The sequence below is a fragment of the Lysobacter sp. Soil_C_15 genome (genome assembly GCF_057657315.1).
In genome coordinates, this window is the sequence record NZ_JBDGIR010000007.1 from 83,708 (window position 1) to 100,222 (window position 16,515).

Genomic DNA, 16,515 nt, shown 5'->3' on the forward strand with positions numbered 1-16,515 from the left:
GGTTCATAGTGCCGGGGTCTTGCCCAATTTGTGGGCGAGATTCATTGCGTCGCTACTATCATCTTGGCCATGTCGAGCTGCGAGAAATCCGGTGGGTCATTTTTCAAGGAACAGGGAGTGTTTGGGAGTGGTGCTCGAATTGCAAAACTTACTCACACTCACAAGCGTATGTTCCGCAAGCTTGGGTCAATGTGCCGCTTGATATTGATCATTCAAAACTCACGGCCGTTCCTGATGTTATAGATGAGCTAATTTCAGACTAGTCGTGCAAAAATCGAATTGGAAAGGCAAAGGGTAAAAGCGGGGGTCGGAGCCCCTTTTTCGCGGTATATATACCATGAAAATATTCATTGAAATTTTTGTGTCTCCAAGTGACGTAGCCTTGCCCCGAATGTATGCATTGAGTGATGGCGGGTCATATGGCGAGGCAATTACTGCGACTCTTTTGGATTTTGTTGCCGAACTCCCTCTCGATGATGTTGATTTCGAGGCTCTTCTGGAAAGAGTTGAAGCCGGCGAATACACGGCTGTAGATCCATTGGATGCGGAGATGCGGATTGGTCAGAGAACGACAAGCTGGTTTGGTTGCTGCCGCCCTATGCCTCTGTTAGTGGTCTGTGTATTTCAAATGAAAATATTGAGAAATATTCTGTCGAGGGTGGTGTTCCTCAGGTCTTTTCAGTAGAGCTGTTTAGAGATGTTCGTCGAAAGTGGCGGGAATTTATTAAAGGCATAGATATGCAAGACAGGGAGCGTTGGCAGGGCGGGAAAATAGAGTTTGATGTCAATTGGCCTTGATCGGTTGCTTGTACAAGATTTTTTTCAAGCTGGATCAGAGGATTTAGCCGGGAAAACGAGGTCAGAGCCCCTTTTCGCGCCCATGAAAATCATCGCAGAGCTTTCCCAGTTGCCGAATGGTCAGAAATACCCTCATCTTACCGCTTGGGGTGATGAGGGAAAGGTTTGTGAGTCAGTCACAATGACGCTCTTGGATTTTGTGGCTGAATTGCACCCGCCAGCGGATAAGTTATTTGAAAACTTGCTCTCAAAGGCGAGGGCGGGTGAATATGTCCCAGATAACCCGGTGCTTGCCGATTTTTCGGTTAACGATAAATTGGTTTGGGTGCGCCCTCCTGAAGCACGGCACGGTTCGTTATGCATCTCTAACGAAAACGTTCCGGAATATTCGGTTGATGCAGGGCATCCACAGTGCTTCTCGGTGGAAATTTTTTACTCTGTTCGGAAGCTTTGGTGCGAGTTTTTGCGCCTAGTGAATGAAGAGGGGGATCAAAAGTGGCTTGGTAGAAAGCTGGAGCTTGAGGTCGAGTAGTTGCAAAGTCACAGCCGAAATGTTCGCTGACAGAGTCTGAAGATGGGGTCGGAATGGGCTGCCTCGTCCTCCAAGGGCGAGGTAGGCAGAAGAATGGGGGGCAGAGGCTCTTTTCGATAGAGTTGAGCGGCGAATTCCTATGGTTAAGGACAGTGCGTCTTAACTAGGGTAAAGGTCTCTACAAAGGAGGCCCTTATGCCCCGCCAGCCACGTCCCGACCTCGCCGGCGTGCCACAAAACGTCGTTCAACGTGGCAACGCTTGTCAGCCTTATTTCTTCAGGTCGGCCGATTACGCACGCTACCTCGTTGCGTTGCGTGAAGCGTCGCTACGGTACGGTGTAGCCGTCCACGCCTATGTGCTCATAACTAATCACGTGCATTCGAACCCACCTGTAGCAGCGAACATGGTGCAGTACGAAGTTTCAGCATGCGATAGTGGTGCGGTTCGATCGATTTGCACAGATGGGGCCTGTGCACCGACCACGAAAGTGCGTTTTATCTGCAGTCGTTGAAAGCAGCTGTGATCCGGTTTTTATTTGGAGGATTTGATGGATTTTTCAGCTGCTAAACAGTTGGCGCTTGAGTCGTTCTTCGCGCTCCACCCAAAAGAGCATCTGCCTGAGTGGGTCGAACGATGCGTAACCGTCGGCGGCCGTAGGGCCTCGGGTTCTTGGCTGATTGAGCTAACGGTGAGCCCGAGAGTTCGCTTGAATGAAGGCGAGTTTTGGGAGATGCGTAATGGGCGAAAAGTACTCGCGAAGATAGATGTCTGTAGCGGCCAGAAGAGAATCATCATTCATCGTTCCGGCGTCTGCCCTATCGTCTTGTTCAGCGTTCTGATCGATTCGAGTACTGCCGTCGTTCGGATCGAGATGGATAGCGATATCGCCGACATGGATGGTGGTCTGTACGAATCTGTAGGGTAGTTGCACCTGGCTTCGGGCGACGTTGCCGCGAGCCATGCTCAGGGCGCGGAGAAGCACTCGGGGTAACGAGATCAGAGCCCTCTTTTTTGATTCTGCCGATCCTGTGGCAGTCAGTCACCGTAAACGGGAGGGGCAAGGCAGTCCGAGCCCGATCCTTCACCAACGGATGCCGACGCGCTCCGATCAATAGAACAAAGGCGCAGCAAAAATCGCCGCCCCCAACACGAACAGCGCCGTCAGCGCATGCACCATCGGCCGGTTGATGCGCAGGAACACGAACTGCTCCACCGTCCGCCCCACCCAGAACAAGGCCATGCCGATCAGCACCGCGCGGCCCAGCGCGGTGTTCTGCAGTTGGTCGGTGTAGAAGAAGCACAGCGCGGCGATGCCGAGCAGGACGTAGATCAGGCGCAGGTTGAGGATCTGCAGGATGGCGCGATCGGCGACGGTGGCGCTCTGCAGGGTTCGGCGCCAGCCGAACAGTTTCCAGAACGCCATGTGGAAGACGGCGAAGGCCAGGCTATGCAGGCCGCCGAGCCAGATCCAGGCGCTTGCGCTCATGACGGGGCTCCGGTGCGGAATGCTGTCGGGCGGGATGCTACGCCTGCAACCCGGCCGCGGGGTGTGCCTGGCGCGCGAATCAGGCGCGCTTGGGCTTGGGCGAGACGCGCATGGCGATGCGGGCGCGGAACACGGTCTCGCCGCCCGGGTCGGTGACGACGACCTCGACCGGCAGGTCGTAAGCGCTGTCGGATTCCACGATGGGCGTGGCCGGGGTGGCGACGGCGCGGACGGTGCCGACCGCTTTCTTGAGGTATTCCACGCTCATGCCGACCGGGATCCAGCGCATCGACGCAGGGATGCTGACGTCGGTCATTACCCCGGCGGTGAGTTCGGCCAGGTTGCACATGGCGATGGCGTGGACGGTGCCGAGGTGGTTGGTGATGGCGCGGCGGTGGCGCATGGTCGCGCTGCAGCGGCCGGGCTCCAGGGATTCGAAGCGCGGCGAGATGCTGGCGAAGTAGGGCGCCTTGAAGCAGACCGCGCGGCTGAACAGCCAGTGGCCGGCGGGGTAGCGGGTGAGCTTGCGGTAGAGGGCGAGGACGTTGGCGCTCATGGTGGCATTCGCGAGATCGGGTCGAATAGAAGGGGCGGCGGAATGGCTTCCGGATGGCAGGTGGGAGCCGTATGCACTATCGGATCGGGTTCTAGGCCGGGGATGCGGCCGACGATCGGGCGGGCTGCCCGGGACGAGGATCCTCTTTCGTCGTGGAGTTTGTGCGCACACTCGCGCGGCGGTTTTCGAGTCGATGTTCCAGGACCGACGACGAGGCTGACGCCGGTCGCCAATTAGTACCGGCGCTGCGGCATGGATCATTCCCGGTTCCCGAAACCCGAGTCCCGAGTCCCGAGTCCCGAGTCCCGAGTCCCGAACCGAAAACGGCGGCCCCAGGCCGCCGTTTTCGGTTCCGCGAGGCTTACGCCGCCGCGCGGGTATCGCCGTGATGGCCGCCGTCGTCGGCGTAGGGCTTGTAGCCGGCCGAACGCAGTTCGGCGGCGTCGAAGTCGTCGACGCTGATGGTGTCGATGGTCATCTCGCGCAGTTCTTCCAGCTGCTTGCGCTCCTCGGCGGTGATCCAGCCTTCGCGCACGCCCTCGTCGAGCTGGCTGGCGAAGTCCAGCGCCTGGATGTCGCTGTTCTTCAGCGCCTTGAGGAACTTGCGCTCGACCGGTTCGGCCAGGATCACCTTCTGCAGGTAGCTGTTGATGCGGCCGGCCGGGTTGTTCGCGCACGGGGTGGTGAACACGCCCTCGGCGAGGCGGTCGCGGGCGTCGTTGGGCGACATCAGCAAGGACGCGGCGCGGTGGCCGAGGCGGTCGCTCGGGGCTTGGGCGCGACGGCCCCAGGGGAAGATCAGCGCCCACAGCAGCCAGCCGACCGGACGGATCGGGAAGTTGCGCAGCGCGCCGGACAGGGCCAGCTCGATCTTGTGCACGGCGTCGTGGAAGGCCCAGGCCAGCAAAGGCTGGTCGCCGGCCGGGCGGCCCTGGTCCTCATAACGCTTGAGCATGCTGCTGGCGATGTACAGCTGGCTCAGCACGTCGCCCAGGCGGCCCGACAGCGACTCCTTGAACTTCAGCTTGCCGCCGAGCAGCAGCATCGAGGTGTCGGCCATCAGCGCCAGGGTCGCCGAGTAGCGGTTGAGCTTGCGGTAGTAGCGGCGGGTGTAGCTGTCGCCCGGGGCGGCGCCGAGCTTGGCGCCGGTGATGCCGAACCACCAGCTGCGCACCGCGTTGGAGATCGCGAAGCCGATGTGGCCGAACAGGTTCTGGTCGAACTCGCGCAGCGCCTGCGCCTTGTCCGGCAGCATCGCCGCCTTCATTTCCTTGAGCACCCACGGGTGGCACAGGATCGCGCCCTGGCCGAAGATCATCAGCGAGCGGGTCATGATGTTGGCGCCTTCGACCGTGATCATGATCGGCAGCGCCTGCCAGTTGCGGCCGGCGTAGTTCTTCGGGCCGAGGATGATGCCCTTGCCGCCGTGGATGTCCATCACGTCGGTGGCGACTTCGCGCGCCATCTCGGTGCAGTGGTACTTGGCGATGGTCGAGGGCACGGCCGGGTTTTCGCCGCGCGCGACCGCGGCCGCGGTGGCCTGCGACAGCGCGCTGATCGCATAGGCCTTGCCGGCGATGCGCGCCAGCGCTTCCTCGACGCCTTCGAAACGGCCGACCGACAGGCCGAACTGCTTGCGGATGCGGGCATAGGCGCCGGTCACGACCGCGCCCATCTTGGCGCCGCCGCTGCCGGAGGAGGGCAGGGTGATCGAGCGGCCGATCGACAGGCATTCGACCAGCATCTGCCAGCCCTTGCCGGCATAGGCTTCGCCGCCGATCAGCTGGCTCAGCGGGATGAACACTTCCTTGCCGTGAATCGGACCGTTCTGGAAGGTGCAGTTGAGCGGGAAGTGGCGGCGGCCGACTTCGACCCCGGGGGTGTCGCGCGGCAGCAGGGCCAGGGTGATGCCGATGTCGCGCTTGTCGCCGATCAGGCCGTCCGGGTCGTACATGCGGAAGGCCAGGCCGATCAGGGTCGCGACCGGGGCCAGGGTGATGTAGCGCTTGTCGAAGGTCAGCTTGACGCCGACCACGCGGGCGCCGTTCCACTCGCCCGTGGTGACGATGCCGTAGTCCGGGATCGAGGTGGCGTCGGAGCCGGCCCAGGGCCCGGTCAGGCCGAAGCAGGGCACTTCGCGGCCGTCGGCCAGGCGCGGCAGGTAATGCTCCTTCTGCTCCTTGGTGCCGTAGTGCATCAGCAGCTCGGCCGGACCCAGCGAGTTGGGCACGCCGACGGTGGAGCTGACCACGCTCGACACCGAGGCCAGCTTCTGGATCACCTTGTGGTTGGCCAGCGCCGAGAAGCCCAGGCCGCCGTATTCCTTCGGGATGTTGAGGCCGAAGAACTTGTTCTTCTTGACGAAGTCCCACAGCGCCGGCGACAGGTCCGCGTCGATGTGCGTGATCTGCCAGTCGTTGGTCATCTTGCACAGCTCTTCGGTCGGGCCGTCGAGGAAGGCCTGCTCCTCGGCGGTCAGCTCCGGCTTGGGCTGGGACAGCAACTGCTGCCAGTCCGGCTTGCCCGAGAACAGTTCGCCTTCGAAGCCGACCGTGCCGGCCTCCAGCGCGGTGCGTTCGGTTTCCGACAGCGGCGGCAGGATCTTGGTGTAGAAGCCCAGCAGCGGCTTGGTGATCAGCGGCAGGCGGATCTGCGGGATCAGCAGCGGCACCGCGATCAGCGCGACCAGCACCGCGGCGACGACGGTTGCGGTCGGGTTGGCGCCGAGCAGGTAGCAGCCGACCAGCACGGTAGCGGTCAGCGCGGCCCAGACCGGCAGGCGGAGGCGGTGGTACGCGGCGATGGCGCCGACGAGAAGGAAGGCAAGGAAGGGGATCGCGATACTCATGGCGGCGCTCCGGAGGATGCGGCTAAGACTCAAGCTAGTCGGATGCGCGTGACGCCGGCGGCGATGGCGGGCCCGGCCTCCCTGCGGCGCCCCGGCATTCAAACGCTGGCATCAAACGCGTAACATACGGCCGAGTATGGAATCGCGTTTCCGAGCTGTCAACCGGCGGCGGGGATCGGGAATGGGGAACGGGGAATCGGCGTTGCGGGGGGAGGGCGGCGCGGGATTTCTGAATGGGGACCAGGGGAATTGCTTGAACGAATCCCGAATCGCAAATCCCCACGGCCGTCGCTTTTGCTGCACTGCGTACTGTTCCCGACCATGCCGTATGGTTAAACTTGTCATCCATGAGCCAGCCCGCCCCGACCAAGCCCGAGCACAAGCTCGACACGACCGCCGCGACCGAGTCCAAGGCCGAAGCGAAGCCCGAGCGCAGCGGACGATTGAGCGCCGACGACTGGGCGCAGGCCGCGCTGGATCTGATCGCCGAACAAGGCGTCGCCGCGGTCGCGGTGGAGCCGCTGGCGCGCCGGCTCGGCGTCACCAAGGGCAGCTTCTACTGGCATTTCCCCTCGCGCGATGCGCTGCTGGTCGCCGCGCTCGAGCGCTGGGAAAAGGTCGAGCAGGAAACCGTGTTCGGCCAGCTCGAACCGATTCCCGATCCGCGCCAGCGCCTGCGCTCGCTGTTCCACCTCGTCGCCCACGAGGTCAAGTCGCACATCATCTATTCCGAGTTGCTCAAGGCGCTGGATCATCCCGCCGTGCAGCCGGTGATCGGCCGCGTCTCCGAACGCCGCCTGGATTACCTCACCGCCTCTTTCCGCCAGGCCGGCCTCAGCCGCACCGATGCGCAGCATCGCGCCCGCCTGCTCTACGCCGCCTACGTCGGCTTCCTGCAGCTGAACCTGCAGTTGCACCAGACCCGCATGCAACACGACGAATTCGAGGCCTATGTCGAGCACATGATGGCCACGCTCATTCCTTCGTCGTAAACAAGTTACCCATCGTTTCCCCGGCTGGAGAGCAATGCCGTGAATGCCAATTTGAAAGATCCCGCCCCCGCGACTGCCGTGCCGGGGAGCGCGGGCAGTTCGTTGCCGGCCCTCAATCACTGGGTGGCGCAGGTCGCCGCGCTGACCCGGCCGGACAAGATCCACTGGTGCGACGGCAGCGATGCCGAGAACCAAGCGCTGATCGCGCAGATGCTCGCCGACGGCACCCTGGAAACGCTGAACCAGGACACCCATCCGGGCAGCTACCTGCACCGCTCGCATCCCGACGACGTCGCCCGCGTCGAGCACCTGACCTTCGTCTGCACCCGCGAACCCGACGACGCCGGCCCGAACAACCACTGGATGGCGCCGCATGAAGCGCACGCCAAGATGGACGCGCTGTTCGACGGCTGCATGCAGGGCCGCACCCTGTACGTGATTCCGTACTGCATGGGCCCGATCGACTCGCCGCTGGCGCGTTGCGGCGTGGAAATCACCGATTCGCCGTACGTGGTCGCCAACATGCGGGTGATGACCCGGATGGGCGCGGCGGCGCTCGCGCGCATCGAACGCGGCGATTCGTTCGTGCGCGGCCTGCACTCGATCGGCGAGCTCGATCCGGAACGCCGCTTCATCATGCATTTCCCCGACGAACTGACCATCAAGTCGTTCGGTTCGGGCTATGGCGGCAACGCCCTGCTCGGCAAGAAGTGCCACGCGCTGCGCATCGCCTCGCACCAGGCGCGCCAGGAAGGCTGGCTGGCCGAGCACATGCTGATCGTCGGCATCGAGAATCCGCAGGGCGAGACCCATTACGTCGCGGCGGCGTTCCCGTCGGCCTGCGGCAAGACCAACCTGGCCATGCTGATTCCGCCGGAAGGCTACCGCCGCGACGGCTGGAAGGTGTGGACGGTCGGCGACGACATCTGCTGGATGCGCCCGGGCGCCGACGGCCGCCTGTACGCGATCAACCCGGAAGCCGGCTATTTCGGCGTCGCCCCGGGCACTTCGGCCAAATCCAACCCGAACGCGCTCGAGTCGATCCAGAGCAACACCATCTTCACCAACGTCGGCGTCACCGCCGACGGCCAGCCGTGGTGGGAAGGCCTGGACAACGGCCAGACCCCGGCCACCGACTGGCGCGGCAACGCCTACGACGCCGCCAAGGGCCCGGCCGCGCATCCGAACGCGCGCTTCACCGTTTCGGCCAAGCAGTGCCCGAGCTACTCGCCGGAAGCCGAGAACCCGGCCGGCGTGCCGATCTCGGCGATCGTGTTCGGCGGCCGCCGCGCCTCGCTGGTGCCGCTGGTGTTCGAGGCCCGCGACTGGACCCACGGCGTGCTGGTCGGCGCCGCGATGGGCTCGGAAACCACCGCCGCCGCGACCGGTGCGGTCGGGGTGATGCGCCGCGACCCGATGGCGATGAAGCCGTTCTGCGGCTACAACTTCGCCGACTACTTCGGCCACTGGCTGTCGTTCGACCAGGCCGGCGCCAAGCTGCCGAAGGTCTTCCACGTCAACTGGTTCCGCAAGGGCGACGACGGCAAGTTCCTGTGGCCGGGCTTCGGCGACAACCTGCGCGTGATCGAGTGGATGATCGGCCGGGTCAAGGGCGAAGCCGGCGCCAGCGAAACGCCGATCGGCCATCTGCCGCAGGCCGGCGACCTCAACCTCGACGGCGTCAGCCTGAGCGAGGAAGCCCAGGCCAAGCTGTTCGGCTTCGACCGTGCCGGCTGGAGCGCCGAGTTCGACAGCATCGGCGAGTACCTGCGCGAGTACGGCCCGCGCATGCCGCAGGCCCTGCATGACGAGCAGCAGCGCATCGCGGCGGCGCTGAAGGGCTAAAAGCCAGGCGTGAGCGGAGAGGAGTGAGGAGCGAGCGGGTCGCGGGGCGGCCGGCTCGGGTCTCGCTCCTCTTTCTTCTGCTCCGGCGCGATCGGCTCTACCGTCCGGACCGGCCTGCGCCCCACCTGCGCCCGGCGACGTGCTGGCCGGACCGACGCCCCCCCCTCGTTCCTCATTCCTCTCCACTCGTCCTGGCCCACTGACCGGACCGACACGCCCCCCTCGTTTCTCACTCCTCTCCACTCGTTCCTGGCCCTTAAACCCTGAGCCCCGGCCCCGCATCGGACTCAGTATGCTGACCGCCGTGACCGACTCCGTTCCCGATTTCGCCGCCCCGGCCGAGGCCGACGACGACCGCGCGCTGGTCGCCGCGGCCGCCTCCGGCGGCGTGGCCGCCTTCGAGGCCCTGTACCGGCGCCATGCCGGCCGCGTCCATGGCGTGATCGCGCGCCTGGTCGGCCATGCCGGCGCCCGCGCCGAGGACCTGACCCAGGAGGCCTTCGTCCGCGCCTGGCAGGCGCTGCCGAACTTCCGCTTCGAGTCGGCCTTCGGCACCTGGCTGCACCGGCTGGCGGTCAACACCGCGCTGATGGAGCTGCGCGGGCGCCGCAGCCGGCCGCTGGAAGACAACGACGAAGACGCCTTCGACGGGATCGGCAGCGCCGATTCCGCCGGCCATGTCACCGCCCTGTCGATGGACCTGGAGCGCGCGGTCGCGACCCTGCCGCCGCGGGCCCGCGCGGTGCTGGTGCTGTACGACGTGGAAGGCTGGAAACACGAGGAGATCGCTGCCGAACTGGGCATGGCGGTCGGCAGTTCCAAGGCGCAATTGCACCGCGCGCGCAATCTGCTGCGCGCGCGGCTCGGAGAACAGGCATGAACGAGCGCGAGCTTCCCCCCAACGATGTCCCGTCGCGCGAAAGCGAGCTGCCCGACGCGCTGCGCTGGCAGCTGCGCGCGATGCGCCGCGACCAGCCGCCGGCCGCCGATCTGTGGCCGGGCATCGCCGCCCGGCTGGGCCCGCAACAGGCTTCGGGCACCGTCCCCGCCGCCGAGGCCCCCGCGCAAGCGCATCCCGCCGGCGTCGTCGCGCTGCCGCGCCGCGAGCGCGACGCGCGTTCGCGCTGGATGGCGCCGGTCGCGCTCGCCGCGGGCGTGGCCGCGCTGGCGATCGGCATCGCCGCGCACTTCCGCGCGCCCGATTCCGGGCCCGCGGCGGAGCGTATGACGGCCCAGGCCGGCGCGCCGGCCAGCCTGGTCCAGCGCGAGGCCGCCGGCATGACCCGCCAATACCAGGCGGCGCTGCAGGAGGTCGCCCCGGCCGCCGGCCAGCACCGCGAACTGCAGCCGGCCTTCGACGAGCTCGACCGCAACGCGGCGCTGATTCTCGATGCGCTCGCCCACGACCCCGATTCGCGGCTGCTGCTGGACCAACTGCGCCGCACCTACGCACGACGCCTCGCGCTGGCTCAGCGCGTGGCCTACACCTGACCAGGAGGACGCCCATGTCTCATGTCCACTCTTCGTTCCGCCGCGTTCTCCGCGCACCCGCCGCGCTCGGCCTGCTGAGCCTGGCGCTGGCCGCGGCCCTGCCGGCCCTGGCGGCGACGCCGATCAACCAGACCCGGCCGCTGGATCCGCTGGGCAGCGTCGAGATCGACAACGTCAAAGGGCTGATCCAGGTGCGGGTCTGGGACCGCCCCGAGGTCAAGATCGAAGGCAGCCTCGGCGAAGGCGTCGAGAAGCTGGAGATCGAGGGCGATCGGCAGCGCCTGTCGATCAAGGTGCGCTATCCCAACCGCGGCAGCGGCATCGGTTTCCTGGTCGGCGGCGGCGACAGCGGCGAGCCCACCGAACTGCGGGTGACCCTGCCGTTGCAGGCCGCGCTGGAGATCGATGCGGTCTCGGCCACGGTCGACGTCAATGGCGTGGCCTCGCGCGAACTCAGCATCGACAGCGTCAGCGGCGACGTCACCGTCGCCGGCGCGCCGCGCGAAGCCGAGATCGACAGCGTCAGCGGCGACCTGCGCCTGACCCTCAACAGCCGCAAAGTGTCGGCGCAGACGGTCAGCGGCGACCTCAGCCTGCGCGGCCGGCTCGGCGGCGAAGTCGACCTGGAAACCGTGTCGGGCAAGATCGACCTGGCCACCCATCAGTCGCAACTGACCAAGCTGTCGGGCAATTCGGTGTCCGGCGACCTGCGCGCCAACGTCGGCCTGGCCGCGGGCGGCGAGATCTCGCTGGAAACGGTCAGCGGCGATGTGCGCCTGACCCTGCCGCGCAACCTGTCGGCGACCGTGCGCGGGCAGAGCTTCAGCGGCGACCTGGAAGCCCCCGACGCGCAGATCCAGCGGCCCAAGCACGGCCCGGGTTCGAGCTTCGAACACCGCTACGGCAGCGGCAGCGGCAAGGTCCGGATCGAGACCTTCTCCGGCGACGCGAGGCTGGACCTGAATTGAGCCGGCCCGCCTGGCGGCAGGCCAGGCGGCGTGCGGCGGGTGACAGGCCGGCTGGCGATGGACCTGAAGCGATAGGCGTGTAGCGATAGGCAGGTAACGACGGGCAGGGGCGGGCCGCTCCTGCCCGTTCGCTTTGCGCGACCACAGCGCGCGCCGGGCGCGGTATCGTGCGCCGGTATTCCCACGAGGCGGAGCCCGCTTGAGCCAACAGATCGATCAACTGGTCCAGGCCGCGGGCCTGGCTTCGCGCGCGGGGCGTTGGCAGGAGGCCGAGCGGCTGTGGCAGCAGGTGCGCGCGTTGGCGCCGCAGCATCCGCAGGCGCTGTACAGCCTCGGCATCCACGCCCTGCAGCGCGGCGACGCCGGCGCCGCGGTCGGGTTGCTGCAGGCCGCGCACCAGGCCGCGCCGAACGATCCGATGATCCTGCTCTCGCTGGGCATGGTGCAGCGAGAGCGCGGCGACGCCGACGCGGAGTGGCAGGCGATCAACGCCGCCCTGGCGCTGGACCCGTACTTCCTCGCCGGCTTGCTGGCCAAGGCCAACCATCTGGAACGGCACGGGCGCGCGCGCCTGGCCGCGCAGGCGTACAAGAACGCGCTGACCGTGGCGCCGCCGGAGCCGCATTGGCCGGACATGCTGCGCCAGCAATTGGCGCACGCCCAGGCGCGGGTCGGCCAGTACCAGGACGAGTTCGCCGAGTTCCTCGCCCACCACGTCGGCGGACCGCGCGCGGCGCTGGAAGCGGGAGTGCGCGGACGCTGGGACGAGGCCGCCTCGATCATGGTCGGGCGCAGCAAGCCTTACCATTCCGATTGCAATCAGCTGTGCGTGCCGCGGCTGCCGGCGATCCCGTTCTACGATCGCGCGCAGTTTTCCTGGGTGCCCGAACTTGAGGCGCGCACCTACGAGATCCAGCGCGAAATGCGCGAGGCGCTGCGCAACGAACAGGCCGAGTTCACGCCGTACATCGAGTACCAGCCCGGCGACCCGGTCAACCAGTGGCAGGAGCTCAATCACTCGCGCCGCTGGAGCACCTACAAGCTGTGGAGCTACGCCCAGCCGGTGCACGAGCACCTGCAGCGCTGTCCGCAGACCCGCGCCGCGCTGGAAGCGGTGGAAATGGCCCAGATCGCCGACGTCTGCCCGAACGCGATGTTCTCGGCGCTGGCCCCGCACACCCACATCCCGCCGCACCACGGCGAGACCAACGCGCGCCTGGTCGTGCACCTGCCGCTGATCGTGCCGGAGGGCTGCAGCTACCGGGTCGGCTACGAACGCCGCGGCTGGAACGTCGGCGAAGTGCTGATCTTCGACGACTCGATCGAGCACGAGGCGCGCAACGACAGCGACGAATTGCGGGTGGTGCTGATCTTCGACGTCTGGAATCCGCTGCTGTCGCTGGCCGAACGCGAGATGGTCGACGCGATGATGCGCGCGCACCGCGAGTTCTTGGCGGGCTGACGGGCGCCAGCGAGGACGTGGGCGCCGGGTTGGCGCTTGCCCGGTCGGCGCGCTCGCGGTCACAGCATGCGATGTTCTTGCAGGGGGGGGGATTCGATGTCTCCTCCTTCAAGCAAGGGCAAACTAGCAAGGGCAAAGCTTCCGTCCGCTGGCGCGGCCGGGCTACTTTCTTTTGCTGAGCCCAAAAGAAAGGGTAACCAAAGAAAAGGGCTTTCCTTGACAAGGCTCCCCTGCCAGTTCGCAGCGCGCGCCGGGATTTTTCGATAGGACATCCTTGTCCTATCGAAAAACGGCGCACGTCCTGTGCGCCGCCCTCCGGGTCTGCAGGCGACCTCGCCAGTTCGGTGCTGCGCCAAGCTCATCGGGCAACTGCAACTGCAACTGCAACTGCAACTGCACTGCAACGGCACATCTGCGCCGCTTTGCCACCGGCCAGAAAAAAAGGCGGGCCGAAGCCCGCCTTCAATTCGACTCGGATTGCCGGTTTTTCTTATTAGAAGCGCATCGTCAGGCCGAGGGTGTAGTAGCGGCCCAGGGTGTCGTAGTACTGCGGGAAGGTGTTGCCGCTATTGAAGCCGGTGCTGCCGATGTTGCTGCCCACGATCGGCGGCTTCTTGTCGGCGATGTTGTTCACGGTGAAGTTGATGCGGGCGTTCCACGGCAGTTCGTAGGCCATGGTCAGATCGAAGTAGTCGTACGCATCGATCGAGGTGTAGGCCGGGAACCATTCGATCGGGCCCGGCTCGACGTCCACCGAGCTCAGGTGACGCCAGTTCATGCCCAGCTCGAAGTCCTTGATCGACCACACCGCGCGGAAGTTCGACTTGTAGTCGTACACGATGCCGGCGATGACGTTACACGAGACGCCGTACACGCCGAGGCAGTCGTGCTTGGCCACGGCCGGGTCGCCCTGGTAGTCGTACTTGTCGGTCTTGGTCAGATCCAGCGAGAAGTCCAGGCGGCCCCACTCGTTGGCCAGCGGGAGGCCGTAGCGCACGCCCAGATCCCAGCCGCTGGTGGTGATGCGGCCCTTGTTCGAGCGGTCCAGGAACGGACCGCGCGCTTCGCCGTTGAGCGAGCCGTCCTGCGATTCGCGCGCGCCGATCATCAGCTGGCACATCGGGTGGCTGACGCTGAGGGTCGGATTGAACTCCTGGCTGTAGCAGCCGAACAGCGCGTCGCCGAGCACCGGACGGGTGATCGCGTCCTTGATGTCGATCTTCCAGTAGTCCAGGGTGATCGACAGATCCTGCACCGGCTGCCACACCAGGCCCAGGGTCTGGGTGTCGGCCTTTTCCGGACCCAGGATCGGGTTGCCGCCGACGAAGGCGTTGGCCTGGCCGGCGCTCGGCTCTTCCACGCCGCCCTGCGAGTTGAGGATCGCCTGCGGCACGCCGGTGGCCACGCAGAGCTGGCCGACGGGGCCGTTGATGCCGCCGTGCTTGGCCAGCTCGGACGCCTGGCAGGGGTCGACCGCGGTGTTGTCCAGGCCGGTCACGACCGGCTGGAACAGCTCGTTGACGTTCGGGGCGCGGGTCGCGCGCTGGAACATGCCGCGGAAGCGCAGCTGTTCGATCGGCGCCCACTCCAGGCCGTACTTGTAGCTGCCGTAGTCGGTGTCGGTCTGGCCGGACTTGAACTGGCTATGACGATAGCCGGCTTCGAAGTTCAGCGACTGCGCGCCGGTCTTGCCGCTGATGATCGGGATGATGGTTTCGACGTAGGCTTCGCGCAGGGTGAAGCTGCCGTCGACGTCCGGGTTGGCGCCGCCGGAACCCTGCACTTCGTTCTGGTCGCGCGAGGCCGCGTCGGCCTTGTTCATGGCCTCGACCTTACGGCCTTCCAAGCCGAACGCGACGCCGATCGGGTAATCGGCCCACGGGCTCTTGAAGCTGTCGCCGAGGTCGCCGTTGACCGAGCCGGACCACACTTCCTGCTCGACGCGCTGGGTGGCGAAGGTCAGCACTTCGAGGAACTTCTTCGAGTCCTTGCTGATCGTGCCTTCCAGGCCCCACAGGTTCAGCGGCACGCAGCCGCCGCTCGGATCGACGCAGTTGATGCCGTCGGTCGACAGCAGCGCCTGCTGGGTGCGGGCCTTGGACAGGAAGCCGGCCGACACGGTCAGCTGATCGGCTTCGCCGTGCGACCAGTAGGCGTCGTAGCGCCAGTTGTCGTTGATGTCGCCGCGCAGACCGATGGTGGCTTGGAAGACCTTGTTCTGGAAGTCGGTCGAACGGGTGCCCAGCTCGGTGGTGCGGCGGTTGAGCGTGGTGCTGACCACGCCGGCGCTGCCGACCGAGCACGGACCGCCGGTCACGCCGAAGGTCGAGCACAGCTGCTGACGGGCCGGTTCCGGGATCAGCGGGTTGCCGATGCCGACATTGAAGCGGCCGCCGAACAGGCCGCCCGGGGCGATCTGCGAGAACACGTTGGAGCGGGTGTAAAGCAGCTGGGTGTAAGCCTCGGCGTGCTCGTTGATCTCGTAGCGGCCGAGCGCGGTGGCCTGCCAGCGGTCCAGCGCGGTCTGGTTGAAGTTGTACGGGTTGTAGTTGAACGGCACCGTCTGGCCGGTGAAGCGGCCGGTGGCGGGATCGATCTGGCCGAGGACGCCGGCGCGGGTCGGAATGCCGGTGCCGGAACCGCCCTCCGAGCCGTCGGTGGAGTCGAGGTTGAACTCGGAGAAGCCGCGCGAACCCTGCAGCAACGGGTCGTTGTCGGTCTTGCCCAGGCTCAGCACGAAGTTGCCGCGGCCGTCGTCGAGGTTCATGCCCATCGTGACGGTGGTGTTGCGGCGGTCGGCGTCCTGCTTGCTCGACTGGCCGTAGCTCGAGTTGACCTCGATGCCTTCGAAGTTGCGCTTGAGCACGAAGTTGACCACGCCGGCGACCGCGTCGGCGCCGTACACGGCCGAGGCGCCGCCGGTGACCAGATCGACGCTGTCGATCAGCGCGACCGGGATGACGTTGGTGTCGACCACGCCGAACAGGTTGAACGGCACCACGCGGCGGCCGTCCATCAGCACCACGGTGCGGTTGTCGCCGAGGCCGCGCAGGTTGATGGTCGCGCCGCCGTTGGAGCCGTTATTGGTGCCCGGGCCGATCGAGGGCACGGCGCCGGGCACGACGCGCAGGAAGTCTTCCGCGGCCACCGGCTGGTTGCGGGCGATTTCCTCGCGATCGACGGTCATGACCGGGCTGTTGGTGGTCAGGCCCGGAATCGAAATGCGGCTGCCGGTGACCTGGATGCGGTCGAGGGTGGTGGCGTCTTCGGACGCCGCCGGCGCCGGGGCCGGGGTGTCCTGGGCGGAAGCCAGGCCGGTGCCGGCGAGGCTGGTGGCGCCCACGCACAACGCGAAAACGATCGCGTCGCGCAGCTTGGTGGTCTTCAGGGTCATCTCTCTCTCCAAGTGTCCTGAACGAACGGATCCCGTATGGGGGCTGGCCAAGGGGCGTGAAAAAACAGGCCTAAGTTGGCAAAGCCGCGTCGATAGTAGACGGCTTGGCGGATTAATTAAAGTGTTGTTAAGTGCGAATTT

General features: G+C 65.7%; 13 protein-coding genes. 9 read left to right on the plus strand and 4 right to left on the minus strand.

Features of this window, described 5'->3' with window-relative positions; translation table 11 throughout:
* Window positions 1–337 precede the first annotated feature (337 nt).
* The 3 genes from AC3A57_RS16645 (at window position 338) to AC3A57_RS16655 (ending at window position 2,257) form a co-directional block, all read left to right on the plus strand.
* Window positions 338–685, plus strand: a complete 348-nt coding sequence (locus AC3A57_RS16645; protein ID WP_487579945.1) for a hypothetical protein — start codon at window positions 338–340, stop codon at window positions 683–685.
* Between the two features lie 195 nt (window positions 686–880).
* Window positions 881–1,330 (plus strand): hypothetical protein, encoded by a 450-nt coding sequence (locus AC3A57_RS16650; RefSeq protein WP_487579946.1) that lies wholly within the window; start codon window positions 881–883, stop codon window positions 1,328–1,330.
* 549 nt (window positions 1,331–1,879) lie between these two features.
* Window positions 1,880–2,257, plus strand: a complete 378-nt coding sequence (locus tag AC3A57_RS16655) for a hypothetical protein (RefSeq protein WP_487579947.1) — start codon at window positions 1,880–1,882, stop codon at window positions 2,255–2,257.
* 183 nt (window positions 2,258–2,440) lie between these two features.
* Here the strand turns inward: AC3A57_RS16655 and AC3A57_RS16660 are convergent, their stop codons facing one another.
* The 3 genes from AC3A57_RS16660 to AC3A57_RS16670 form a co-directional block, all read right to left on the minus strand.
* Window positions 2,441–2,818, minus strand: coding sequence for a hypothetical protein (locus AC3A57_RS16660; RefSeq protein WP_487579948.1), 378 nt, complete (start codon window positions 2,816–2,818; stop codon window positions 2,441–2,443).
* A gap of 79 nt (window positions 2,819–2,897) precedes the next feature.
* Window positions 2,898–3,374, minus strand: a complete 477-nt coding sequence (locus AC3A57_RS16665; RefSeq protein ID WP_487579949.1) for a hotdog fold domain-containing protein — start codon at window positions 3,372–3,374, stop codon at window positions 2,898–2,900.
* Between the two features lie 361 nt (window positions 3,375–3,735).
* Window positions 3,736–6,222, minus strand: a complete 2,487-nt coding sequence (locus AC3A57_RS16670) for an acyl-CoA dehydrogenase (protein ID WP_487579950.1) — start codon at window positions 6,220–6,222, stop codon at window positions 3,736–3,738.
* Window positions 6,223–6,569: 347 nt separating this feature from the next.
* Between AC3A57_RS16670 and AC3A57_RS16675 the strand changes: the two genes are divergently transcribed.
* From AC3A57_RS16675 to AC3A57_RS16700, 6 genes are all read left to right on the plus strand, one after another.
* Window positions 6,570–7,214: a TetR/AcrR family transcriptional regulator gene (locus tag AC3A57_RS16675; protein WP_221669597.1), complete on the plus strand. Its 645-nt coding sequence runs from the start codon at window positions 6,570–6,572 to the stop codon at window positions 7,212–7,214.
* Window positions 7,215–7,316: 102 nt separating this feature from the next.
* Entirely contained in the window at window positions 7,317–9,059 is a 1,743-nt protein-coding gene (locus tag AC3A57_RS16680) for a phosphoenolpyruvate carboxykinase (GTP) (RefSeq protein WP_487579951.1), read from the plus strand.
* 292 nt (window positions 9,060–9,351) lie between these two features.
* A complete protein-coding gene (locus tag AC3A57_RS16685) occupies window positions 9,352–9,939 on the plus strand; it encodes an RNA polymerase sigma factor (RefSeq protein WP_221669595.1) in 588 nt (195 codons plus the stop codon).
* On the plus strand, window positions 9,936–10,550 hold the full coding sequence (locus tag AC3A57_RS16690) for a hypothetical protein (protein WP_487579952.1): 615 nt from the start codon (window positions 9,936–9,938) through the stop codon (window positions 10,548–10,550). The genes AC3A57_RS16685 and AC3A57_RS16690 overlap by 4 nt, the downstream gene beginning before the upstream one ends.
* Before the next feature lie 14 nt (window positions 10,551–10,564).
* Window positions 10,565–11,518, plus strand: coding sequence for a DUF4097 family beta strand repeat-containing protein (locus tag AC3A57_RS16695; RefSeq protein ID WP_487579953.1), 954 nt, complete (start codon window positions 10,565–10,567; stop codon window positions 11,516–11,518).
* Between the two features lie 199 nt (window positions 11,519–11,717).
* Entirely contained in the window at window positions 11,718–12,980 is a 1,263-nt protein-coding gene (locus AC3A57_RS16700; RefSeq protein WP_487579954.1) for an aspartyl/asparaginyl beta-hydroxylase domain-containing protein, read from the plus strand.
* A gap of 493 nt (window positions 12,981–13,473) precedes the next feature.
* On the opposite strand, the gene AC3A57_RS16705 is transcribed toward AC3A57_RS16700, so the two are convergent.
* Window positions 13,474–16,374 (minus strand): TonB-dependent receptor plug domain-containing protein, encoded by a 2,901-nt coding sequence (locus AC3A57_RS16705; protein WP_487579955.1) that lies wholly within the window; start codon window positions 16,372–16,374, stop codon window positions 13,474–13,476.
* Between the last annotated feature and the right edge of the window lie 141 nt (window positions 16,375–16,515).